The organism is Nostoc sp. S13 (assembly GCF_029379315.1).
Taxonomy (GTDB): Bacteria; Cyanobacteriota; Cyanobacteriia; order Cyanobacteriales; family Nostocaceae; genus Nostoc.
Window position 1 is genome coordinate 40671 of sequence record NZ_JAQYWQ010000024.1, and the last position, 21984, is coordinate 62654.

Here is a 21984-nt window from a genome sequence, read left to right on the forward strand (position 1 = left end):
TATAGATTTAAGCGACAGTGAATTAAACAACACCCTATGATGGTAGTTGGTAGCATTCCTGTCTGATGCTTTCTTTTTTGCCTTAAAAAAAATCAGGTAAGTCATCTCCTGATTACCTGACGGCAGAATGTGGAAGCTTTCACTGATTAACTTAGTTGGAGAACGCTGATGTCTAAGGAAAGAAAAAGTAATAAAGAAGCTAAAAAACCTAAAAAAGATCCCAAAGACAAAAAGGAGAAACAAGAGCCAAGCAAATAGGATGATTTAGGTTAGTCGGTGCGATATCTACGACGGGCTGTGACACTCGTGACGCTAAATGACTCGCTACCGCTATCGGTGACGCAACTGAATCAAGCAGGAACAAACTCCAGCGAAACACCGTTCATGCAGTAGCGCTTACCAGTGGGTGCAGGCCCGTCATCAAAAACATGACCCAGATGACCACCACAGCGACTACAATGTACTTCAGTTCTGGTCATAAACAACGACTTATCTACAGTTAGAGCGATCGCACCTTCAATTGGATTAAAAAAGCTGGGCCAACCAGTACCACTGTTAAATTTTGTATCAGATGTAAACAGTGGCTGTTCACACGCGGCACAAAAATAAGTACCATTCTCGTATTCTTTATCCAGTGGGCTGGTGTGAGGGCGTTCAGTCCCATGCTTACGCAACACATTAAACTGTTCTGGCGTTAAAATCGTGCGCCACTCTGATTCTGGTTTAGTAATTTCAAATCCACTCTGAGAAGTTGTCATAGCTTTTGACTCCCAATTGATATACCTTGATAACAATGCTGTGCCGACTATTACTGCACTAGCCTGTAAAAAATAGCGTTTGTCCATATATCTATTATTTTCTATTTTCCCCTTAACTGGCCAATCAACTCCAGTACGGGATTCACTACATCCATGAGTATAATCAGCGATCGCTCTGAATTAGCCCTGATAATCTCATTAAAATTAGCTAAGAAATAACAAAATACTGCACGGGAATCAGATCAACTTGACCTGATTTTGGACAGTACACCTGGATGTGTGTTACAGGTCGTGCATAGATGTAGGGGAAGTAGGGGAGCCATAGGTATCAACTTAAGCTGAAAGCCACTCTATAACGAGCTTTTAGAGATTGTCTCGTTCCCAGCCTCGGACTGGGAATGCCTATTAGAGGCTCCGCCTCAAGACTAGCGGCAGAGCCGCAATGAGCAGCATTTCCAGCCTCTGGCTGGAAACGAGGTTTGAAAAGGGTTTTGGCTTAAGTTGACACCAATGCAGGGAAACAGGGGGACAATTGATGCCCAATGCCCAATACTTCTCTACGAGAGGCTACGCCAACGGCTTCTCTACGAGACGCTACGCGAACGCTCAGTACAAGTGCCCAATGCCCAATGCCCAATGCCCAATGCCCAATGCCCAATGCCCAATGCCCAATACCCAATACCCAATACCCAATACCCAATTTTTCCGATCGCCAGCTGATTGAACACGGCTCAATATACATTGGACTGATAGAAATACCGGAATTTTCTGAAAACTTCTTGCTTGATTAAGTAAAATGTGTGGTAGTTTAAGAACTATAAATAAAATACGGTATTTCTATCGGCTTATCGTAGTTTAAAAGGACAGGATTCATGCAGCTACTATGGTTCATCCCAACCCACGGCGACGGACGTTACCTTGCAACTGCTACAGGCGGGCGGGCAGTAAGCTTTCCTTATCTGCGGCAGATAGCCCAAGCGGTAGATGACCTTGGTTATACAGGGGCATTGCTGCCTACGGGACGTTCTTGCGAAGATGCTTGGATTGTAGCGTCAACGCTGGTATCACTGACGCGACAGATGCGTTTTTTGGTGGCGATTCGTCCTGGTTTGGTATCACCTGGGGTAGCAGCGCGGATGGCAGCGACCTTTGATCGCCTCTCTGGAGGACGCTTGCTAATTAATGTTGTTACCGGGGGCGATCCTGTGGAGTTGGCGGGAGATGGCTTGCATTTAAGTCACGATCAGCGCTATGAATTAACAGATGAATTTTTGACAGTGTGGCGAGCGATCGCTAGTGGTGAACAAGCTAATCTTCAGGGCGACTATCTCAACATTCAGGATGGGAAACTGCTGTTTCCACCCGTCCAGAAGCCATATCCGCCCTTGTGGTTTGGCGGTTCTTCTGGTGTTGCTCAAAAAATTGCTGCCAAGCATGTAGATGTCTATCTAACTTGGGGCGAACCACCGGCGCAAGTAGCCGAGAAGATTGCATCAGTTCGCAGACTTGCTTTATCAGAAGGGCGAACTTTGCGATTTGGGATTCGCTTACATGTGATTGTGCGCGAAACCGAGAGTCAAGCTTGGGATGCGGCGAATGACTTAATTCGGTATGTGGATGACGAAGCGATCGCAAAAGCCCAAAAAGCTTATGCCCGGATGGATTCAGAAGGACAACGCCGTATGACCCAATTACATCACGGTAATCGTGAGGCATTAGAGATAAGCCCGAACCTGTGGGCGGGAGTTGGTTTGGTGCGGGGTGGTGCGGGAACGGCCTTAGTAGGCGATCCTCAAACCGTAGCTGCCAGGATGTTGGAATACGCTTCTTTAGGTATTGAGTCCTTTATCCTTTCTGGCTATCCCCACCTAGAGGAAGCTTATCGAGTTGCAGAACTTCTATTTCCCCATTTGCCCTTAGAGAATCTGCCCGCAGTGGAAAAACAACATGTCTTAAGTCCATTTAGCGAGATTGTGGCAAATGAAGATTTCCCTAAGCAACAGCATCAACAAAGAGCAACGTCCATATCCTAGTAATTAAGAACTAGTAGATTACCAGCCATGTTGCACCAACAAATTGACCAAAAAATCTCAGAAAAAGAAGCGTGGGCATTGCGTCGTCAGTTGAGGATACCTAACAATAAACGCTTGTGGGTGCTAGCTTGCATGGACGAACGTTTACCTGTGGAGAAAGCATTAGGAATTGGTGAAGGAGATGCTCATATTTTCCGTAATGCGGGTGGGTTAGTTACAGATGATGCTATTCGGTCAGCGATGTTAACTACACAGTTTTTTGGTACCAAAGAAATCATCGTTATTAATCATACCGAATGTGGCATGATGACAGCATCAGGAGATTTTCTCAGTGAGGTATTGCGAAATCAAGGTATTGACGTGGATCAAGTTAGTGTAGATCCTGCTTTGCCAGAGTTGAAGCTACCAAAAGGCGTTTTTTCCAAGTGGATCAAAACGTTTACCGATGTGGATGAAATCTGCACACAGCAAGTGGAATTGCTGCGTAATTCTGCTTTAATTCCCCAAGATGTAGTTATTCATGGCTACATCTGGGAAGTAGAGAGTATGAGTTTGCGCCATCCCTACAAACGTCTGAGTGAGAAGGTTAACACAGCATCAGCTATGAAGACCAAAACCACGAAACATACTCAACCCGTTTTAGAAATTGGGAGTTTAATTGAATGACTCATATTCTAGCGATCGCTGGTAGTCCAACCCACCCATCTAGAACCTATGGTGTTGTCGAATACACTGCCAAGCTTTTACAACAAGAAGGCTTGCATGTAGACATTATTTCAGTTCGGGATTTGCCTGCTGAAGATTTAATTTTTGGACGATACGACAGCCCTGCTTTAGAACAGCCAAAAGCTTTATTAGCAAAGGCAGATGGTGTGATTATTGCCACCCCAATTTACAAAGCTGCTTATACAGGAGTGCTCAAAACATTTCTAGATTTGCTGCCACAAAAATCATTGACAGGTAAACCCGTATTACCAATTGCTCTTGGTGGGACGATCGCTCACTTATTGGCAATTGAATATGCCCTGAAACCTGTGTTATCTGAATTAGGAGCGCGGCATATCCTAGCGACTATTTATGCGGTAGACAAACAAATTCAACGACAAGCTGATAACAGCGTTCTGTTAGATGAGGAAATTGAGCAAAGACTCAAAGATGTTCTCAAGGAATTTGTTAAAGCTGTAGAATATGATGCCGCAGCGCCTCAAGAATTGGTTCATGCCAATTAAATAATCAAGTTTATACCTCCGTTTGCTCGTAGCAGAAGGGTAATTTTTACCCATCTGCTACCTTTTTCTAAAAGTTAATTAGAGCAACATAAATTTATTGTCAATTACGGATTAAGAGTCGAAGACTTCTTTTCGAGACAATCTTTCAAAGCTTCTTCTAGACTCGCTTTTACCTTAAGTTGACACCACAATGCACACATGTGCGCCCTTAGAATACCAATTCAGTAATCCTGGAAGAAGCTCTCCCCCAACTCCTCTTTGTTGGCGTCAGCCTGGCGTTAGGTAAGCCCAGAGGGGAGTTTGGCTCCTACTTCCCTGGTAGGGAAGGGGGCTGGGGGTTAAGTTTTTGATTACTGAATCGATGCTCAAGCACGTGTTTCATTCCTAGACTTTGACACCAAAAATCTTTGGTATTCACTTTGAGAAGAATGTTCAATCAAGGAACTGAGCCATTCTTTCCACAGCAGTTTCTAATAAAAGTGGCTCATGCACCAAGGCAAAACGGACATACCCTTCTCCAGATTTGCCAAAGCCAGCACCAGGGGAAGCAGCTACACCAGTTTGTTTGACTAACTGAGTACAAAAATCTATGGAGTTTTGACTCCAAGGTGAGGGCAATTTTGCCCAGATGTACATTGTGGCTTGGGGAGTGGGAACGTTCCAGCCAATGCGGTGTAAAGCGTTGATGAAAGCATCACGCCGCCCCTGGAAAGTAGCGACAGCAGATTTTACCCCAGATTGGGGGCCAGTCAGGGCAGCGATCGCACCATTCAAAATCCCTCGATACTGATTAAAATCAACTGCGGCTTTTACCTGGCGTAAGGCGTTAATTAACTGGGCATTACCGATGGCGTAGCCGATGCGGAAGCCGCCCATATTGTAGGACTTGGAAAGGGTGAAAAATTCAATCGAGACGCTTTTCTCTGGATCAGCTTGCAGAATTGAAGGAACTAGCGATTTTGGATTTTGGATTTTGGATTTTGGATTGGGAGAAGAATCTGTCCACTCCCCACTCTCCCCAAATACCAAATCTACGTAGGGGAAATCGTGAACCAGGGCGAGATTGTGTTCTTGACAGAAGGCGACAGCTTCTTGGAAGAAAGATAAAGGAGCGATCGCAGCTGTGGGATTGTGAGGATAACTTAATACCATCATCCGCGACTGGGCTAAGACAGGGGCAGGAATATCAGCAAACACTGGTAAAAAACCGTTTTCTGCCCGTAGTGGCATCGAGTAGATTTGACCACTGGCTAGGTAGACTCCCCCAGCGTGAGAGGGATAACCTGGATCGAGCAACAGGGCGAAATCTCCTGGATTGAGTATTGCTAGGGGTAAATGGGCTGTGCCTTCTTGAGAACCAATCAGAGGTAGTATCTCAGTTTCGGGATCGACTTTGATGCCAAATTTTTGTTCGTACCAGTTGGCTGCGGCTTGGCGAAATCCAAGGGTACCGTTAAACAACAGATAGCCGTGGGTACTGCGATCGCCAAGAGACTGGGCGATCGCCTCAATGACATGGGCCTCGGCTGGTAAATCAGAAGACCCTAACGACAAATCAATTACCTGGCGTCCAGCTGCCAAAGCGACTGCCTTGGCTCTGTCCATATCAGCAAATACATTAGATTGCAGGGGTTGTAAACGTTTTGCAAATTGCATATTAGTCAGGAGTCAACGGTCAAAGGTCAATGATCAAGGGTCAAGAGTCAATGGTCAAAAACTCTTGGACTGTAGACTTTGAACTTTGGACTCTTGACTTTTAACTAATTACTATTTAAGTGGGTATCGAGGAGAGCGAGTAATTTATCTTTACCGATGACTCCCTCGGTGGATATCAAAACTTCCTGACCTTGAAATAGTCTGAGGGCGGGAACACCTTCCACTTGGTACTGCTTAACAGTGAGTGGGTTGGGGTCAATTTCCATTTTAACGACTTTGAGGCGATCGCTATATTCGATGGCAGCTTGCGCGATTGCGGGCGACATCAATTGACAAGGCCCACACCAGTCAGCCCAAAAGTAAACTAATACAGGCTGCTTGGCTTTTAACACTTCGGTTTCAAACTCAGCATCAGTTATGGTGATTACAGCCTTACTCATTGCAGTCTCCATCAGGTGGCGATCAAAGTTGGCACACACAATACTTTATCCCAAACTAGTCAATATTCCATAATCAATAATTCCCAGTTATTAGGACTCGTGAACTACCCACACTACGTTAAGGTGGTCTCTTTCAATCCAAAATCCAAAATCGTTCGACTGAGCGCAGCCTTCGCGTAGCGTTCCGCAGGAAAGTCCAAAATCCAAAATTGGTAGACTAATGACGTAAAATCCCACAGCCAGCAGGTGTGGGACTAGTTCAAAAAAGTTTCCTGCTAATTTTACAGTTGATCCAATTGCTTGCGTAGGGAATCCAACTCGGCATCAACCACCTCATTAGACTTAGGAGTAGTGGGTTGTTGTTGTGGTGGCAGTTGGGGTTGATTTTGGGGAGTAGCGGGTGGTAATATTTGCGCTTTCAAAGCTGCCAATTCATCATCAACATCGCTACCACCTTCCAACCGAGCAAATTGAGTTTCTAAATCTGCTCCTGCTAACTCTCCTAGTGCCTGGGCCCGGGATTCTTGGATCAAGACTTTTTCTTCCATCCGCTCGAAGGCAGACATTGCACTGCTGGTATTCATCCCACTTACCATGCTTTGGAGTTGCTCTTGGGCTTTGGCAGTGGTGATCCGAGCTTTGAGCATTTCTTTCTTAGTTTTAGCTTCAGAAATCTTGCTTTCCAGCTGGATTAAGTTGCGCTTGAGGGTTTCAACTTGAGTGCTTTGTGTATCCAAACTACCTTTGAGGGCTGCGCTGGTATCAGTATAAGTTTTCTTGCGCTCTAGAGCTTGTCGTGCTAAGTTCTCATCACCTTTTTGCAGCGCCAGTTGGGCATTGCGTTGCCACTTATTGATTTCATTTTGGGCATCATTATACTGTTTTTCACTGCGTTTTTGGCTGGCGATCGCTTGGGCTACTCCCTGACGCAGCTGCACCAAGTCTTCCTGCATTTCCAGGATGGCTTGTTCGAGCATTTTTTCGGGGTCTTCGGCTTTGTTAACCAGGTCGTTGAGGTTAGAACTAACTACTCGCTTAATGCGATCAAATAATCCCATAACTTTGTTTTTCCTTGTCTGGTTTACGCTTTTTGTTGGACAGTTAGCTTTTTTACTTTTTAATAGCTACCTATTTAAATGTAATCTTTCCGCTTGGAATCAGTACCTCCTAACAACTCTTAATTGTTAAGATAGCTCCAAACTGAGGTAATTAGCCGAACTTCAAGAGTCCTGAGTTTTGGGTAACTGCTGTTGAGGAGGCTGCCCTGTGTTCTGGTTCTCCTCAGTGAGGAGACTGTTGTGCTGTGTGTTTTCTGTCTGGTTTAAAACCTGCACCTTCATCGCTGCCAATTCGGCATCCACATTATTAGTAGATTCCAAAGAAGTAAATCGTGTTTCCAAGTCGTCGCTACTGAGTTGAGCAATTGCTTCCGATTTAGCCTCTATCTGCAAAACTTTTTCTTCCATCCGCTCAAAGGCACTCAGACTGCTGGTAGCAGAAACTGTGCCCAGCATTTCCTGGAGGCGATAAGAGGCTTCCGCAGAACGGGCGCGAGCAATATACATATCTTTTTTAGTTTTCGCCTCGGCAATTTTTAACTCTAGCGATCGCATATCCTTTTTTAGCCTAGCGACTATATCGTTTTGCTGCTCTATCTGGGAAAAGAGGGCTGTAGAGGTTTCTTTATAAGCTTGGCGCTTAGTCAAAGCTTCGCGTGCTAGAGGTTCGCTGCCTTGTTGCAGCGCCAATTGAGCGCGGCGATACCATTCTTCTGTTTGAGACTGAGCAGCCCCCGCCTGTCGTTCGGTGCGTTTTTGGGTAGCGATCGCTTGCGCGACACCTTGCCGTAACCGCACCAGATTTTCCTGCATCTCTAGGACAGTTTGCTCCAGAATCTTTTCTGGATCTTCTGCACCACGGATCAAACTATTGAGATTAGCGCGAATCACCCGCAGGATACGCTTGATTAATTCCATGTCCGCTCTCCATTCACGAAACTCAGTAATGAGTGCTGAGTGCTGAGTTTTGAGTTTTGAGTGCCTAGTTAAAGTCCTGAGAATAAAAATTTTTGTCGTCGGGTAGTTTTGGAGTGCTGAATGCCCAGTTAAAGTCCTGAGTATAAGATTTTTTGTCGTCGGGTCTTAAACAAGCAAGATTTTGTCTCTATTACTCGGCACTCTTGACTCTTAACTCACAACTCAGCACTCATTGACCCACGACTCTTATCTCATGGTATCGTAGAATTTTGCAACTCATGGCTGCTGAACTCGTGCGTTAATTCCCCTTGCCTGTAACAGTTGCATCTGTTGTTTTACTTGCGCTTTAGTCTTAAAAGCACCCAGATAAATCAATTCTTTGTTAAGTGATAAATAAGCATCGGGAACTACTTGTCGTGCTGAGGCTAAAACCGCGCCTTTATTGTCTATCACTACATGATAAAACCCATCTGTTCCTGGTTTGATTTCTGCATTCGGTTTTGGTGAGGTTGCGATTGGGTTGGGTGAGGTTTTTGCCGGTGAAGTGGAAGGCAAATTCAAAAGAGGCAAGGGCTGTACCGTCGGTACTGGTGCTAAGGCGATCGGATTTGTCGGTTTTAGAGCTGTGTTGGGGACAGGCAATGCCGCTTGAGGATTAGCTCTTTTTTGGGGAACGACTGGATTAGGCACTACTGCCAGAGTTGGTTGGACTTTGGGTTGTAAGCCAACTACATCATTGGGGTCTTTCACCTCAGGAAACTCTTGGGCAGCTAGATTGGGATACTTTGGTATAGAACTGCTTGGTGGCTGGATTTGAGGTTGGACATTACTCGCAACTTGCTCAGTATTTTCTAGCGCGGGAGACGAGTTCCCGTTAAACAACTTGCCTAAATTCCATTGTGAGAAGCTTTTAGGATTGAACACTACATAACCCAACGTAAGACTCGCTACCAATAGCAGCAACATGGAGCCGATACCCAAAGGTGATAGTAGACTGTCGTTATAATTGCTTGGCTTCTTAGTTTCTGGTTGTTCTTCTGTCACACTTCGCAGCAGTGCTTCACTAGATTCCAAATAGTCATCTGGCTGCAAAAGATTTTCATCTTTAGTATCTTTAACGACTACTGGCACAATGCTGCTAGAAAAGTTAGCTGGAGGTGGTGAAAATTTAGTTTGTGTTTTAGCAGAATCTGAGATGGAGGGTAGATTCAGATTATTTAGTTCTTCAGTATTTGCCGTAGCTGGCGCTGGGTTCATTTGAGGATTCACAACTACAGATCCGGGTGGTACGTCAATTTTTGCCATAGCTGGCGTTTCCTGATGATTCACGGGTACAGAGACAGACGGCACGTTGATTTTAATTTCCGTTACTAATGACTCAGTTGTGCCCGATGTTGTAGGAATGGCAGTCAAAGGTTGGGGTTGACTGCTCATATAACTTGAAACACGGGGATAGTTCGATGACATCAAACCAGTTCGCGTGCGTCGGTATCGAGCTAACTCTTGATCTAGCGGCACTTCTAAACTCGCTAGTGCTGCTGCAAGTGCTGGTTTTAAGCCAGGTGTTTTAGACGATTGAGTACCGGAATCGTTCAGGGAGTTTTGAGTCATTGTCTCTGTGCCTCAAACGTAAACTGCTGGAATTAACTTTAGATATATTTGTGACAATAGTAACGGAAATTATAAAGACTGGGCATTGGGCATGGGGCATTGGGCATGGGGCATTGGGCATTGGGCATTGGTTATTCTCCTCATCTCCCTCATCTCCCTCATCTCCCTCATCTCCCTCATCTCCCTCATCTCCCCAATCCCCACTCCCCACTCCCTACTCAGCACTTTTAACTATGTCGTTGAAATCAATTAATCATATTTTAGGCGTTGTGGAAAAGCAGGCTAAATGGCAGGAGCAACCATTTCAACGCCTACTCAAGCTTTGGGCAGAAGTTGTTGGCCCAGTAGTTGCTGCACATACTCGACCATTGTCGATTCAGCGCGATGTTTTGTCGGTAGCAACTTCCAGTGCTGCCTGGGCGCAAAACTTGACTTTTGGTCGCACATCTATGCTTTTAAAGTTGAATAAAAAGCTGCCAACACCTTTGGTTGATATTCGCTTCTCTACAGCTGGCTGGCAGAATCCATCTGTAGAGACAAAACAGCAACAAACGGTTTCGCCCCATGAACATCCCAGTTACCTTGGTGATGAGATTAGCCGCCCTGATGTTACACCTACCACGGATGTAAATGCTGCTTTTGGGCATTGGACTAAGGTGATGCGATCGCGATCGCATGGCTTACCCCTTTGTCCTCAGTGTCAATCTCCCACCCCACCCGGCGAACTCCATCGCTGGGCAGTCTGTTCTGTCTGTGCTGCTAAACAGTTTTGAAGGAGTCAGTTCTGACCTAAATTAAAAGCAAAATATTTTAGCGATTATTCGTTGAACAAAATTCATAATACTGAAGTAACTTGCTGCTGTCACATCAAATAGTTCTGAATTCTTGAGAAGAAAGATATTTTACTACGAGAATATGCCGAAGTTGGTATTTAAAGCAGACTCTTTACCTTAAATTCTCTCCCTTAAACTATCCTTAAGGAGGAAGTTAAAAGGCTGGATAAATCAAAAGCTTTAGTTTTAGTCTTGATCCCTAATCATTTTTAGCCCAAATCTATATTTAACCACTCTCAAAATTATTTAAATATATAACAAGAATATAAAAACATCCTAAAGTTTATTTTTCCTTGGGATCGCTGAAACCTAGACAAAATAATACCTTTTTGGCTCTTATCCGTATTTATATATAGAAGCAGAATAGAAGGGTGAAATAGAGCCTGAAACAAAACTAAAGATGAATCAATATGAAACCTGTTAAATTTTTAGCATCTGCTTGTAAATATTGCCGTCATTACCAGCCAGAGGGTCGCCGTGGCGGAATGTGCCAGCAGTTGGGAGCACCAGTTCAAGCAACTTGGAAGGCTTGCTCTTTGGCGCTCCCACCTTTTGCACCTACTTGGGAAACCTTGGAAGATGCTTGGAGTTTGCCAGATGCAGCCCCAGTTTTAACATCTTCTCACTCCTTAGCCTCAGATTTAGATAATGCTACTCTTGCCTCTGTAGAGGAAATAACTGCATCTATATCTGAACAGGTAAAGACTAAAGCAGTGGTTATTTAATTATTCATTATTACTGGACTGAGTTTGTAGTCTGCTTAAAATAAGATTTGTTTTTAAGATTTTTAGTGCTGTAAAAGTTTATATCTACAAAAATCGCACCTCACTAAAGGGTGCGATTTTTGCAATTCTAAGGCAACCAAGGAAAAGAGCGAAAATCTGGTGGACGCTTTTCGAGAAAGGCTTGTTTGCCCTCAGCTCCCTCTTCTGTCATGTAATAAAGCAGGGTGGCGTTGCCAGCAAGTTCTTGTAAACCAGCTTGTCCGTCACAATCAGCGTTGAACGCGGCTTTGAGACACCGAATTGCGATCGGACTTTTTTCTAAAATCTCCTGCGCCCATTGAATACCTTCCGCTTCTAGTTGTTCTACTGGGACGACGCAATTAATTAAGCCCATTTCTAGAGCTTGTTGGGCATCATATTGGCGGCAGAGAAACCAAATTTCTCTAGCTTTTTTTTGCCCCACAATGCGGGCGAGATAGCTGGCTCCAAAACCACCGTCGAAACTGCCGACTTTGGGGCCAGTCTGTCCGAAAATGGCGTTATCGGCGGCAATGGTGAGGTCACAAATCAAGTGTAGGACATGTCCACCACCGATCGCATATCCAGCTACTAGGGCAATCACCACTTTCGGCATGGAACGAATCAGGCGTTGTAAGTCCAGCACATTTAAACGGGGAATGCCTGTTTCGTCTACATAACCCCCATGTCCCCGCACACTTTGATCACCACCAGAACAGAAGGCATATTTGCCATCAGTGTGTGGCCCATAACCTGTAAATAGGACAACACCAATAGTAGTATCTTCACGAGCATCACAGAAAGCATCGTACAGTTCAAAGACAGTTTTAGGACGAAAGGCATTGCGTTTGTGGGGACGGTTGATGGTGATTTTTGCGATGCCATCATTTTTTTGATACAGGATATCTTCGTAGCTTTTGGCAGTTTGCCAGTTAATTTGCATTGGTATGGAGTGCGCTGTTGTGCTTGAGAATTTTATCGCGGTCTGAGAGCGATCGCTAAAATTGTTGTCTCAAGCCTTTACAATCTGGTAATTGTCTGGGTGTTGAGGAATAAAAATGAGACGTGACACCATCTTCTACAAATTATTTAAGCAATTTCCCGGTTTGCTATTTGAATTAGTAGATGAACCACCCGCAGAAGCGGAAAACTACCAGTTTGAATCAGTTGAGGTGAAAGAAACGGCATTTCGGATTGATGGCGTGTTTTTACCTCCCCCTAATGCAGTTTCCAAAACCGTCTTTTTTGCAGAAGTGCAGTTTCAGAAGGACGAAGACTTATATCACCGCTTCTTTAGCGAATTGTTTTTATTTCTCTACCGCCACTCTATCCGTTACGATGACTGGTTTGGAGTCATAATTTTTGGTTCTCGCAGCCTGGAACCTTCTTCCTCTTCGATTCACCGCGCTTTGTTAGAAAGTGGTCAAGTTAGGCGGGTTTATCTGGATGAGTTGGGGGATTTGCGACAACAACCTTTGGGATTGGGTTTGATGTTGCTGACAAATGTTACTTCTGAAACCGAAGCAGTGGAAGGGGCGCGGTTTTTGCTGGAGCAAGCACGGCAACAATCGGAGCAAGCGATAATTGATTTGGTGAGGCAGCGCGGTCTTGGGGGTTTCCCCCATGAGCGACTGCCGAACCCGAAGGGTGACGACGATTATCGTCTACAAGTTTTCTACCCTAAGTCGAGAGGAGATTGCAGCGATGTTGGGACTGAATTTTGAAGAACCACGGGCTATTGTAGAAGCGAAGGAAGAAGGGCGAGAGGAAGGAAAGGTCGAAGGAAAGGTTGAAGGAGAAAGAGCGATCGTTTTACGACTATTAAATCGGCGCGTGGGTAATATTCCTCATCCGCTTCTGTCCCAGATTCAAGGGTTATCGGTGGAACAGTTGGAAGCTTTAGGTGATGCTTTGTTGGATTTCTCTACTCTTGCTGATTTGTCAGGATGGTTACAAGGTGAAGTAAGGGAGTAAGTTTCACCCAGAGACGCAAAGAAGAAGGGCGATCGCACTCCGTAAAATAGACTTATCCACAAATAAACCTCAAAATAGCTGAAACCCTTACATAGCTGGCTTTTTAGCTTATATAAAACAGGAACCTCTAAAACCCTCTCCAGAGCTAGGTTTCAGCCAAATAAAGTTCTCATTTCCGGATAAGTCTAATAATGATGGCTACAAATAAAGTTTCCCGAACTGAAGAAGCATTTGCAGACACGCGGGTATATGAGAAGCGGTGGAAGAAGGAGTGCGATCGCTCGTCCTCCGACTGTTAAAACGACTATTTGGTAAAATTGCTAAGGAAGTTTTAGCCAAAATTTAGACATTATCGCTGGAACAGTTGGAAGCTTTAGCCTTGGCATTTTTTATAGAGTTATGTGTTTTATACTTAAAAAGTTGTATCGATTATGGCGATGGAGATTGTCTTTTGATTTCATTCAGTAGCTACAAAGTAACTGCATCTAAGTGGATTACCATATTTGATTCACCATTTTACCCAGATTCTTTAGATGAAGCTAAAATGCTCTACGAGAAAGTTTTGGAGCGTTTCATAGAATTGGTATACGAAGCAACAAGCTCTGCAAATTTACTCGAAATTATTACAAAAGAGCCTGATCCTTTACGTATTCAACTTCTTAGAGTATTTCGGAGGTATGTATCACCAGATACGACAGTAGAAATGACCAAGAAAAAACGTAATATTCCCAGTATAATTAACGACTTTCGTGAGAGATTTCGTAGCTTAGAAGAGGTTAGAAAAAATTTGCAAAATCGTCCTGTACCCGATGAAACTCTGATGGCTCTTCTTTTAGAACAGAGTAAACGCGGGCAAAAAGGCTATGACTTAACAGAAGCGTTTTTCTTATGGTTTGACAGAGTATTTGGTAAAAACTATATAATTCAGGGGCCAGTTCGTGCTGGAAAAGATGTAATGCTTGATAAGGTTTTGGATAATTGGGAAGCTCAAACTCCAGCAGATATTTTTATATCTCGATTAGATGGAACCCCATTGGTAGTTGGATTTGCTCGTTATGACTCTGATAGAGGAGGTTCTCAAGAAGATGATCGAACTGGTGGGAATCGAGATAAAGCAACTGATATTCTAAAGTATGCTGATACTTATAAAGTGGCTTTAAAAGTATTTTATTTGAATGATGGCCCAGGATTACTACTAGGATCTATGTGGAATGATTACGCTCGTCTAGAAAGCTATGGGACTGGCAAAATAATGGTATGCACCCTGAAAATGCTTGATGAGAGATTTACACAACATTGGCTTGAAAGTTGAGTTTGCTATCCCAATCCTCTATTACAGTATCAGAGATAAACTCCAATTCTGGTGTTTCTTCAATATATAAATCTAGACCACTTCGTAAAATTCTATTTATACCTATTAAGGATTTTTGTTCACATTTAGCAGAACTATTTCCGTTAATGAAGTCACCCATTACTTCTGTTCCTTTAACTAAACGCTGAACTATTGTAGCTATAGCAAGTTGTGAATTATCAATAGCTATCCATTTTCTACCTAACTCTTCAGCTATAGCAGCAGTAGTTCCACTTCCAGCGAATGCATCTAAAACAATATCTCCCTCATTAGACGATGCTAGAATTATTTGTTTGATCATATCTGGATTTTTTTCTGTTGGATAACCAGTAATTTTAATATTTTGATTGTGAGCATCCTTGAAATCAAGCCAAATATCTTGGACTGAAATACCCTGACTATTGTCTAAATAAACTTTTCTTCTTGGGTTCCCTGTTGGTGACCAGTAAATCTCTCCGCGTGCATCCATTTGGTCTAAAGTCTCTGGAGTATATTGCCAGTGTTTACCTGGAGGAGGTAGTATTCCTCTCCAAGGTTGACCTGTTGCACCTTTTCTTATACCTGGTGCATGAACAGGAACTTTCTTATAAACTCTTCCAGTCTCCTTTTCAACATATTGATACTCTTTCTTTGCAGTAGTTTCAGTCCAAGGATTAAAAGGCTGATTCCATATATAATTATCTGTTTTTGTGTAAAATAAAATATAGTCAGCAGTGTTTCCGTACTGTTTACGCGTATAGTTTTTTGGGTTACATTTTTTCCTGGTAATCCAATTGCGAAAGTTTTTAGAACCAAAAATTTCGTCCATTATAATTTTGACAGCACAAGCCATCTTGTCATCTAAATGTATATAAATAGAACCTTCATCGGATAAAATCTCTCTTAGTAAAATTAGTCTTTGACGTAAAAACTCTAAGTATTCCGCACCTTCCATTAGGTCGTGGTAAGCATGGTCTCTTTGACGAGATTCAAAACTATTTCCTGTCGCATAGGGTGGATCAATATAAATTAAACTAACTTTACCAGCGACAGTATCATCGTTCAAAAAGAAACTAAGAACTCTTAAGTTTTCTCCATATATTAGTCTGTTTCTTGGATGTTCATCTACACTTATCATCCGGTGTAATTTGGCTACCGGAATTCTTAATATATCTTCTCTAGGAATTTTGCCTTCATATTCCAAACGAAAAGGTATTACATTTTGTTTTTTACTCTTACGACTATTTCTACTAGGTATTCCTGTTGCCATTTGAGTTAATATTTATCTTCTATTTGTTTTCTACTTTTATCCCTTTGCAGGAACTCATCTAAGTCTTTTTTTCTGATACGCCAAATTCTTGGCCCCACTTTTGTCGCTTTAAGATTATTTGATGATATCCATCTTTGTACAGTTCTTTGGTGAACACGAAGAAGTTTAGCCACTTCAATAGTTGTCAAAAATGAAATATCTTCTTCACTCTGATGATTGTTATGTTCAGCATCTTGTCGCATTTGTCGTTAAATTCGCTAGAGTCGTTATTGTACTACTAATTATAATACTTTGCAAGGGTGAGCAGCGTCACTACTTGAAAGGCTTGTGGGAAAGTACTTTTAAATTTGATGCCACAAATGCTATGTTTTTATACTGCTATTCAGCTACACCTAATGAGATAGTTAAATTACAATATCTGCGGCAAACTTCCTTAAATTCTCCTGTCGCCACTTAGCATCAGCTTTCCGATTTGTCCGCAACTCCAAAACCCGAATTCCCTGAGTTGGAAGCGGGTTTAATCTTTGCTGCAACTGCTGCCAAGAAGTAATCAATTCATGCTGCACATTATAAGTAGCACACAACTGAGCAAAATCAATATCCTGGGGAGTGCCAAAAAACTCTTCAAATGGTGGGTCAAACTTGGCAATGGGTAACATTTCAAAAATACCACCACCGTTGTTATTAATTAACACAATCGTGAGATGTCCGACAAATTTATTGCGGATTAAAAAACCATTGGTGTCATGCAACAGAGCTAAATCTCCCGTTAACATCACACTACTTTGCTGGCGATGGGCAATTCCTAAAGCTGTGGATAATGTGCCATCGATGCCATTTGCACCCCGGTTAAAGTACGATCGCACTCCTAAATTATTCGGTTTCCAGAAATATTCCACATCCCGCACAGGCATACTATTGGCAATAAACAGAGGCGTTTCTGGCGGTAAAATCTGAGAAATTAACCAAGCTGCTTTACTCTCAATTATTTCATCTATTTTACCCATCGTCTGGTCAACAACTAACCTGACCTTAGCTTCCGCATCACACCATTTCTTTCCATAGTCTGACGAGAAAGATAAATTTCTCTCCTCTGCCTTTATGTCTTCTACAGATATCCGTAAATGCGTCGTTCTGCCATGCAAAGGGTCGAGGTTTTGATCACTATTGTCAATTACCCAACGTCGGGGTTGCGTTGCATCTATCCAGTTACGCAGTTCTTTACTCGTAGGCATTTCTCCTACCTGAATCACCATTTTGGGCGCTAGCTGCTTTGCTAGTTGCTGATTTCGCAAAATCAGGTCATATGTAGAAATTAAATAAGGGTTGAGTTCGGCATAATTTCTGACTGGGGAGAGTCCCTCAGCTAGCACGGGCCATTTGAGAGTTTGGGAAAGTTGCGCGATCGCTTTTGCATATTCCTGTGGTTGCTGTGGTTGGGCAACACCTGCGATAATAATGCCGCGATCGCATTCCTTCCATTCTTTGGGGATAGGGCATGGGGCATGGGGCATGGGGCATGGGTTTGTTATTCCTGCGAAGAACTCTTCTGGTTGAAACTGTGATTGCAAATAACTCAAGTCAGTTCCATCAGGAAGAGGCGCTAAAGGATCGCGAAAGGGAATATTTAAATGTACTGGCCCTTTTGTAGGAGTTTGCGCCCTTTCCCAGCTATGAATTACCATTTGTCGCAGATAAGCTAGCATTCCCATGTCGGCGGAGGGTAAAGCTAACTCCGTTTGCCAATTTGGGTAGTTTCCATATAATCTCAATTGATCTACAGTTTGCCCAGAGTGACAATCTCGCAATTCTGGCGGTCTATCGGTGGTTAATACCAACAATGGTACGCGACTATATGAGGCTTCAATTACTGCTGAATAAAAGTTAGCTCCTGCTGTACCAGAGGTGCAAAGTAGTACTACAGGGCGTCCGGTTGCTTGAGCTTGTCCCAAGGCAAAAAAGGCGGCGGAACGTTCATCGAGAATGGAAATCGCTTCAATCTCAGGTATTTGTTCAGCAAAGGCGACTGCTAAGGGTGTAGAACGTGAACCAGGACAAATGATCACACAAGTCAATCCCAACCGCTTTAGCGTCTCTGTTAAAATATAAGCCCAAAGTTGATTAATATTTTTAAAGGCGGTCGGCATTAAATCAAACATAGCTATAAAACAATCTTAAATTTTAGATTTTGTCTGGGGAAATTCAATTTAAAATCCATCTGGGAAAGTTGGGTGAAGAGAAGTCCGAGGGAGGGAAGCCGAACATCCGAACTTCAAAAGCAGCTTGACCTAAAAATGGGTTGCAAGCCTACCCTCACAAATGCGGTAATGGAACCCAAAACCGCCACGCAAGTTTGTGGGAAAGAAAATCTCCAAACAAACTTGCTCCATTTTCTACAAAATGCACAATTTTCTCTCAAACTTTTATGGACTGCATTCATTTAACAGGAATTCGCTGCTATGGCTACACTGGGTATCTGCCAGAAGAACAGGTGCTAGGACAATCGTTTGAGGTGGATGTAAAGTTATGGTTGGATATCTCCACAGCGGCCAAGACTGACGCGATCGAAGATACTTTAGATTATCGCAGTGTCATTAGCTTGATACAACATCTGGTTAAAACGTCTAAGTTTGCTTTGGTAGAGAAATTGGTAACAACGATCGCAGATTCTATTCTCCAAGAATGCGATCGTATAACACAAGTCCAAGTCATTCTGAGCAAACCTGCCGCACCTATTCCAGACTTTAGTGGCAAAATTAGCATTGAACTCACTAAAAGTAAGTTTAATCTCTAAAGCACAAAATGTGTTTTTTTCTCAATATCTATAAGCTAGCAAAGAGAGGGGCTTTAGGTGAAGGGTAGAAGTATCTGACAAAGAGAATCTTTCCTGCCATCGCCCCCACCACCCCCTCATTCTCAAAAAACTAAAAAATCCCGTGATTTGCTGATGAGCATTTAACTTGCGTATTTTCAGATCACAGGATTTGTGATTAAGTATTAACCAGAAGCGATGAATAGTTCTAAGTAACACCATTTCACTCACTATTCAAAATTTAAGACAGTTTCAGACGGGAATTTAGACCCCGGTTGAGACAAAATCTCTTTGTAGACAAAATAGTATTAAACTCTTTAAATGCAGATAATGATTAATTTTTAGTAGTAATTTAACGAAGAAATATTATTATATATCACACATTCCGCACTTCATCATGTAATATACGAGGATTTCCAACATCTGGCTAATGGTGGTTAAATAGGAATCACAAATTACCAAAATTTGCCAGTATTAATACTTAACAATTGAGCATATTAGGAAATCTTCTTGAATATCTATGTGCTACATCTTGAAGTGCGGAATGTCGGATATATAGCAATCCTATTTGATTTTTGAAAATCGCTAGGCTCAGATCCCCGACAACTTTTACGAAGTCGGGGATCTTGTTGTTCACGAATGATTTAGGATTGCTATACATAAAAAACACTATAGGATTCATATCTGATTTCTGAACAAGATTTTAGATAAAACACAATACGCTTGGGTTAGCGTCAAAAACCATAAACTGCGTAGGTTGGGTTGAGGAACGAAACCCAACCTACGATTCTCCTTAACCCAAGCGTATTGCGATAAAACAGTCTTTTCAGTCTCAGTATGTTTTCAAAAATCAAATCTGAGTCCTATATATTATTTTTCTTAACTTACATTAAAGTAATATACTGTGATTTTATGAACTTTTATTCTTTATTAATTTCTATATAAATACTATACTTAATATTTATGCTTCTCTGAAGAAAAGCTAGTGCATATTTTTGAAAATCACTTTTTGATTGATTTCTGGTTTGATTTATTTCTAGTAGTTATACACTAACTTATACATGCAGTTAATATAATGTCATTAACTGCATGAACTGATCAGAATTAGCTTTGACAATTACAGAAATTATGGTAGGTTAATAACGTGTTATTTGCTCATTAGTCAGTATTTATATGAAGACAGGTAGTTACAGATTGTTTATGATAAGATAATAACTTTCAGATCGAGTTTACACTGATAACACAAATTTTAACCTTAGCAAACAGGTTATTTTAACATGTTCAACCACAAAATCCTAGTTGTTGAGGATGAAAAAATTTCCGCCTCAAATATTAGAAAAAGTTTACAAAAACTAGGTTATTCTGTTTCAGAAATAAATAAGTCTGGTGAAGATGCAATAAAAAAGGTAGCAGAAACTGGTCCACATTTAGTATTAATTGATATCTGCCTAGCTGGGGAAGTTGACGGTGTACACGTAGCGGATATTATCCAGAATCACTTCCATGTGCCTGTAGTGTATCTAACAGAGGGTTCAGAATATAAAACATTACATAAAAATCAGCTAAGTGAGCCTTTTAGCTACATAGTCAAACCATTTATTGAAAGTGATTTACATTTTGCGATTGAAACGGCTCTGCACAAACATCAGAGCAAAAACATATTATACGAAGAAAAACAGAGGCTGGCGGCAGTAATTAACAGTATGGGCTATGCAGTGATTGTGACAGATGCAAATGGTTGTATTCAAATGATGAATCCCATAGCAGAACTAATCACTGGCTGGAAGCAAAGTGAAGTGTTCGGTAAAGATTTAGTAGAAGTCGTTAACTTAGTTGACAAAGATGTAGGAAAAACAACTGAAAATTTAGCCAGATATGTAATCGAAGTAGGTGAAGTTTTGAATCTCCCTGAAAACTGTACACTGATTACCAAAGATGGCAAAGAAATAGCGATTGGAAATAATATTTCACTCATCCGTGATCAGAATAGCAATATTACTGGCGCGGTTTTAGTTTTTCAAGACATCAGCAAACGCAAGCAGACAGAAGCACAACTGATCCGCAATGCATTTTATGATGGGCTGACAGCATTACCGAATCGTGTTTTATTTTTAGATCGCCTCACACAAGCAATTGAACGTAGCAGACGCAGAAGCGATTATTATTTTGCAGTTTTATTTTTGGATTTAGATGGGTTCAAGGAGATTAACGATCGCTTTGGGCACGGAATAGGGGATGATTTTTTAGTAGCGATCGCTAGACGTTTAGAGTCGTGCTTACGCAGTGTCGATACTCTAGCACGATTTGGTGGTGATGAGTTTACTGTTCTTTTGGAGGATATTAAAGACATTACCGATGCCACCAATTTTGCCAAACGTATTCAAGACTCCTTGCGATTGCCAATTCAGCTGAATGGACATCAATTATCAGCTACAGCCAGCATTGGTATTACTTGGAATTTTAGAAAGAATCAGGAGGCTGCAACTCTGCTGCGAGATGCTGATATTGCTATGTACCGAGCTAAACGGCAGGGAAAAGGTACTTATGCCGTATTTAATTAAGGATGGAATATGCTACTCTAGCGGCTACTAAGGTGTATCACATACAAGCGAGAAGCCCCATAAGTCTGTCATGGAAAAGACCGAAAAACAGAAAATGCTCGCAGGCCAATTATATCTGGCAGAAGATCCAGAATTGGCTGCCGAAAATAAGCGAGCTAGTCGTCTATTGCGAAGTTACAATTCTACAACAGAAGAACAGCAAGAGCAACGGCAGCAAATTTTACAAGAATTATTTGGAAATATCGGCCAGAAAGTATTAATTGTGCCACCCTTTCACTGTGACTATGGCAGTAATATTTTCGCTGGCGACAGATTTTATATGAACTATGGCTGTGTAATTTTAGATTGTAATACAGTTCACATTGGTGAAAACGTTTTGTGCGCTCCTTATGTGCAAATTTACACTGCTTATCACCCGATAGAGCCGGAAATTCGTCTTTCTGGTAGAGAATTAGCTGCCCCAATTAACATTGGTAATAATGTCTGGATTGGTGGCAGTGCAATTATTTGTCCCGGTGTAACTATTGGTGATAACACAACCATTGGTGCTGGCAGTGTAGTTGTCAAAGATATACCTGAGAATGTTGTCGCTGCTGGCAATCCCTGCCGCGTCATTCGGTATTTGTCCTAGAATTATAAAACTTATTAGAGCCAGTCTGCGATCGCTTTTCTGACAATTCAGATCATGTGAAAGGTCAACCCCAACTCTTGGAGACGCTACGCGAACGGGGAATTAAAAATTAAAAATTAAAAATTAA

The 21984-nt window shown here is 42.2% G+C and carries 22 protein-coding genes and 1 pseudogene; 12 read left to right on the forward strand and 11 right to left on the reverse strand.

Features of this window, described 5'->3' with window-relative positions; genetic code table 11:
- Positions 1–350: 350 nt before the first annotated feature.
- Positions 351–845: a peptide-methionine (R)-S-oxide reductase MsrB gene (gene msrB, locus PUQ00_RS10605; protein ID WP_300415903.1), complete on the reverse strand. Its 495-nt coding sequence runs from the start codon at positions 843–845 to the stop codon at positions 351–353.
- 455 nt (positions 846–1300) lie between these two features.
- Between msrB and PUQ00_RS10610 the strand changes: the two genes are divergently transcribed.
- From PUQ00_RS10610 to ssuE, 4 genes are all read left to right on the forward strand, one after another.
- Complete coding sequence (locus PUQ00_RS10610) at positions 1301–1549, forward strand: hypothetical protein (RefSeq protein ID WP_300415904.1); 249 nt, start codon at positions 1301–1303, stop codon at positions 1547–1549.
- 81 nt (positions 1550–1630) lie between these two features.
- On the forward strand, positions 1631–2791 hold the full coding sequence (ssuD, locus tag PUQ00_RS10615; RefSeq protein WP_300415906.1) for an FMNH2-dependent alkanesulfonate monooxygenase: 1161 nt from the start codon (positions 1631–1633) through the stop codon (positions 2789–2791).
- Between the two features lie 27 nt (positions 2792–2818).
- A complete protein-coding gene (locus PUQ00_RS10620) occupies positions 2819–3457 on the forward strand; it encodes a carbonic anhydrase (protein ID WP_300415907.1) in 639 nt (212 codons plus the stop codon).
- A complete protein-coding gene (gene ssuE / locus PUQ00_RS10625; protein ID WP_292793726.1) occupies positions 3454–4020 on the forward strand; it encodes an NADPH-dependent FMN reductase in 567 nt (188 codons plus the stop codon). Before PUQ00_RS10620 ends, ssuE begins: the two co-directional genes overlap by 4 nt.
- A 432-nt stretch (positions 4021–4452) precedes the next feature.
- On the opposite strand, the gene PUQ00_RS10630 is transcribed toward ssuE, so the two are convergent.
- The 6 genes from PUQ00_RS10630 to PUQ00_RS10655 form a co-directional block, all read right to left on the reverse strand.
- Positions 4453–5676 carry an LL-diaminopimelate aminotransferase gene (locus PUQ00_RS10630; RefSeq protein WP_300415911.1) on the reverse strand — a complete coding sequence of 408 codons (1224 nt, stop codon included), beginning with the start codon at positions 5674–5676 and terminating at the stop codon, positions 4453–4455.
- Positions 5677–5780: 104 nt separating this feature from the next.
- Positions 5781–6116, reverse strand: coding sequence for a thioredoxin family protein (locus PUQ00_RS10635; protein WP_300415913.1), 336 nt, complete (start codon positions 6114–6116; stop codon positions 5781–5783).
- Positions 6117–6397: 281 nt separating this feature from the next.
- A complete protein-coding gene (locus PUQ00_RS10640; protein WP_300415914.1) occupies positions 6398–7174 on the reverse strand; it encodes a PspA/IM30 family protein in 777 nt (258 codons plus the stop codon).
- A gap of 162 nt (positions 7175–7336) precedes the next feature.
- A complete protein-coding gene (locus PUQ00_RS10645) occupies positions 7337–8092 on the reverse strand; it encodes a PspA/IM30 family protein (protein ID WP_300415916.1) in 756 nt (251 codons plus the stop codon).
- Positions 8093–8368: 276 nt separating this feature from the next.
- Positions 8369–9703 carry a hypothetical protein gene (locus PUQ00_RS10650; protein WP_300415918.1) on the reverse strand — a complete coding sequence of 445 codons (1335 nt, stop codon included), beginning with the start codon at positions 9701–9703 and terminating at the stop codon, positions 8369–8371.
- Positions 9660–9914 (reverse strand): hypothetical protein, encoded by a 255-nt coding sequence (locus PUQ00_RS10655; RefSeq protein ID WP_300415919.1) that lies wholly within the window; start codon positions 9912–9914, stop codon positions 9660–9662. Before PUQ00_RS10655 ends, PUQ00_RS10650 begins: the two co-directional genes overlap by 44 nt.
- Before the next feature lie 22 nt (positions 9915–9936).
- On the opposite strand from PUQ00_RS10655, the gene PUQ00_RS10660 reads away from it, so the two are divergent.
- Both PUQ00_RS10660 and PUQ00_RS10665 read left to right on the forward strand, forming a co-directional pair.
- Positions 9937–10476: a DciA family protein gene (locus PUQ00_RS10660; protein ID WP_300415921.1), complete on the forward strand. Its 540-nt coding sequence runs from the start codon at positions 9937–9939 to the stop codon at positions 10474–10476.
- 470 nt (positions 10477–10946) lie between these two features.
- The gene (locus tag PUQ00_RS10665) at positions 10947–11261 is read left to right on the forward strand and encodes a hypothetical protein (RefSeq protein WP_300415923.1); all 315 of its coding nucleotides are present in this window, start codon (positions 10947–10949) and stop codon (positions 11259–11261) included.
- Positions 11262–11388: 127 nt separating this feature from the next.
- Here the strand turns inward: PUQ00_RS10665 and menB are convergent, their stop codons facing one another.
- Entirely contained in the window at positions 11389–12222 is an 834-nt protein-coding gene (gene menB / locus PUQ00_RS10670) for a 1,4-dihydroxy-2-naphthoyl-CoA synthase (RefSeq protein ID WP_300415925.1), read from the reverse strand.
- Positions 12223–12337: 115 nt separating this feature from the next.
- Here menB and PUQ00_RS10675 point away from each other — a divergent pair.
- The 3 genes and pseudogenes from PUQ00_RS10675 to PUQ00_RS10680 all read left to right on the forward strand — a co-directional run bounded on the left by PUQ00_RS10675 (position 12338) and on the right by PUQ00_RS10680 (position 14565).
- Positions 12338–13253 (forward strand): annotated as a pseudogene (locus PUQ00_RS10675) (DUF2887 domain-containing protein).
- 271 nt (positions 13254–13524) lie between these two features.
- On the forward strand, positions 13525–13599 hold the full coding sequence (locus PUQ00_RS32785; RefSeq protein ID WP_366145954.1) for a hypothetical protein: 75 nt from the start codon (positions 13525–13527) through the stop codon (positions 13597–13599).
- Between the two features lie 18 nt (positions 13600–13617).
- Positions 13618–14565, forward strand: a complete 948-nt coding sequence (locus tag PUQ00_RS10680; protein WP_300415927.1) for a hypothetical protein — start codon at positions 13618–13620, stop codon at positions 14563–14565.
- Here the strand turns inward: PUQ00_RS10680 and PUQ00_RS10685 are convergent.
- From PUQ00_RS10685 to menD, 3 genes are all read right to left on the reverse strand, one after another.
- Positions 14540–15853, reverse strand: coding sequence for a site-specific DNA-methyltransferase (locus PUQ00_RS10685; protein ID WP_300415929.1), 1314 nt, complete (start codon positions 15851–15853; stop codon positions 14540–14542). The two genes, PUQ00_RS10680 and PUQ00_RS10685, sit on opposite strands and share 26 nt — an antisense overlap.
- Before the next feature lie 5 nt (positions 15854–15858).
- Positions 15859–16095, reverse strand: a complete 237-nt coding sequence (locus tag PUQ00_RS10690) for a helix-turn-helix domain-containing protein (RefSeq protein WP_300415931.1) — start codon at positions 16093–16095, stop codon at positions 15859–15861.
- 162 nt (positions 16096–16257) lie between these two features.
- Positions 16258–18000 (reverse strand): 2-succinyl-5-enolpyruvyl-6-hydroxy-3-cyclohexene-1-carboxylic-acid synthase, encoded by a 1743-nt coding sequence (gene menD, locus PUQ00_RS10695; RefSeq protein ID WP_300415933.1) that lies wholly within the window; start codon positions 17998–18000, stop codon positions 16258–16260.
- Positions 18001–18278: 278 nt separating this feature from the next.
- Between menD and folB the strand changes: the two genes are divergently transcribed.
- The 3 genes from folB (at position 18279) to PUQ00_RS10710 (ending at position 21857) form a co-directional block, all read left to right on the forward strand.
- On the forward strand, positions 18279–18647 hold the full coding sequence (gene folB / locus PUQ00_RS10700; protein ID WP_300415935.1) for a dihydroneopterin aldolase: 369 nt from the start codon (positions 18279–18281) through the stop codon (positions 18645–18647).
- Between the two features lie 1295 nt (positions 18648–19942).
- Positions 19943–21226 carry a diguanylate cyclase gene (locus tag PUQ00_RS10705; RefSeq protein ID WP_300415937.1) on the forward strand — a complete coding sequence of 428 codons (1284 nt, stop codon included), beginning with the start codon at positions 19943–19945 and terminating at the stop codon, positions 21224–21226.
- Between the two features lie 70 nt (positions 21227–21296).
- Positions 21297–21857: a sugar O-acetyltransferase gene (locus PUQ00_RS10710; protein ID WP_300415939.1), complete on the forward strand. Its 561-nt coding sequence runs from the start codon at positions 21297–21299 to the stop codon at positions 21855–21857.
- Positions 21858–21984 lie beyond the last annotated feature (127 nt).

Bases quoted from the DNA above. Each gene is read 5' to 3' on its own strand.
- PUQ00_RS10645 (WP_300415916.1), bottom strand. From the start codon at position 8,092: ATGGAATTAATCAAGCGTATCCTGCGGGTGATTCGCGCTAATCTCAAT.
- folB (WP_300415935.1), top strand. From the start codon at position 18,279: ATGGACTGCATTCATTTAACAGGAATTCGCTGCTATGGCTACACTGGG.
- ssuE (WP_292793726.1), top strand. From the start codon at position 3,454: ATGACTCATATTCTAGCGATCGCTGGTAGTCCAACCCACCCATCTAGA.
- menD (WP_300415933.1), bottom strand. From the start codon at position 18,000: ATGCCGACCGCCTTTAAAAATATTAATCAACTTTGGGCTTATATTTTA.
- PUQ00_RS10705 (WP_300415937.1), top strand. From the start codon at position 19,943: ATGTTCAACCACAAAATCCTAGTTGTTGAGGATGAAAAAATTTCCGCC.
- msrB (WP_300415903.1), bottom strand. From the start codon at position 845: ATGGACAAACGCTATTTTTTACAGGCTAGTGCAGTAATAGTCGGCACA.
- PUQ00_RS10610 (WP_300415904.1), top strand. From the start codon at position 1,301: ATGCCCAATACTTCTCTACGAGAGGCTACGCCAACGGCTTCTCTACGA.
- PUQ00_RS10635 (WP_300415913.1), bottom strand. From the start codon at position 6,116: ATGAGTAAGGCTGTAATCACCATAACTGATGCTGAGTTTGAAACCGAA.
- PUQ00_RS10640 (WP_300415914.1), bottom strand. From the start codon at position 7,174: ATGGGATTATTTGATCGCATTAAGCGAGTAGTTAGTTCTAACCTCAAC.
- PUQ00_RS10690 (WP_300415931.1), bottom strand. From the start codon at position 16,095: ATGCGACAAGATGCTGAACATAACAATCATCAGAGTGAAGAAGATATT.
- ssuD (WP_300415906.1), top strand. From the start codon at position 1,631: ATGCAGCTACTATGGTTCATCCCAACCCACGGCGACGGACGTTACCTT.
- PUQ00_RS10630 (WP_300415911.1), bottom strand. From the start codon at position 5,676: ATGCAATTTGCAAAACGTTTACAACCCCTGCAATCTAATGTATTTGCT.
- menB (WP_300415925.1), bottom strand. From the start codon at position 12,222: ATGCAAATTAACTGGCAAACTGCCAAAAGCTACGAAGATATCCTGTAT.
- PUQ00_RS10685 (WP_300415929.1), bottom strand. From the start codon at position 15,853: ATGGCAACAGGAATACCTAGTAGAAATAGTCGTAAGAGTAAAAAACAA.
- PUQ00_RS10660 (WP_300415921.1), top strand. From the start codon at position 9,937: ATGTCGTTGAAATCAATTAATCATATTTTAGGCGTTGTGGAAAAGCAG.
- PUQ00_RS10650 (WP_300415918.1), bottom strand. From the start codon at position 9,703: ATGACTCAAAACTCCCTGAACGATTCCGGTACTCAATCGTCTAAAACA.
- PUQ00_RS10710 (WP_300415939.1), top strand. From the start codon at position 21,297: ATGGAAAAGACCGAAAAACAGAAAATGCTCGCAGGCCAATTATATCTG.
- PUQ00_RS10665 (WP_300415923.1), top strand. From the start codon at position 10,947: ATGAAACCTGTTAAATTTTTAGCATCTGCTTGTAAATATTGCCGTCAT.
- PUQ00_RS10620 (WP_300415907.1), top strand. From the start codon at position 2,819: ATGTTGCACCAACAAATTGACCAAAAAATCTCAGAAAAAGAAGCGTGG.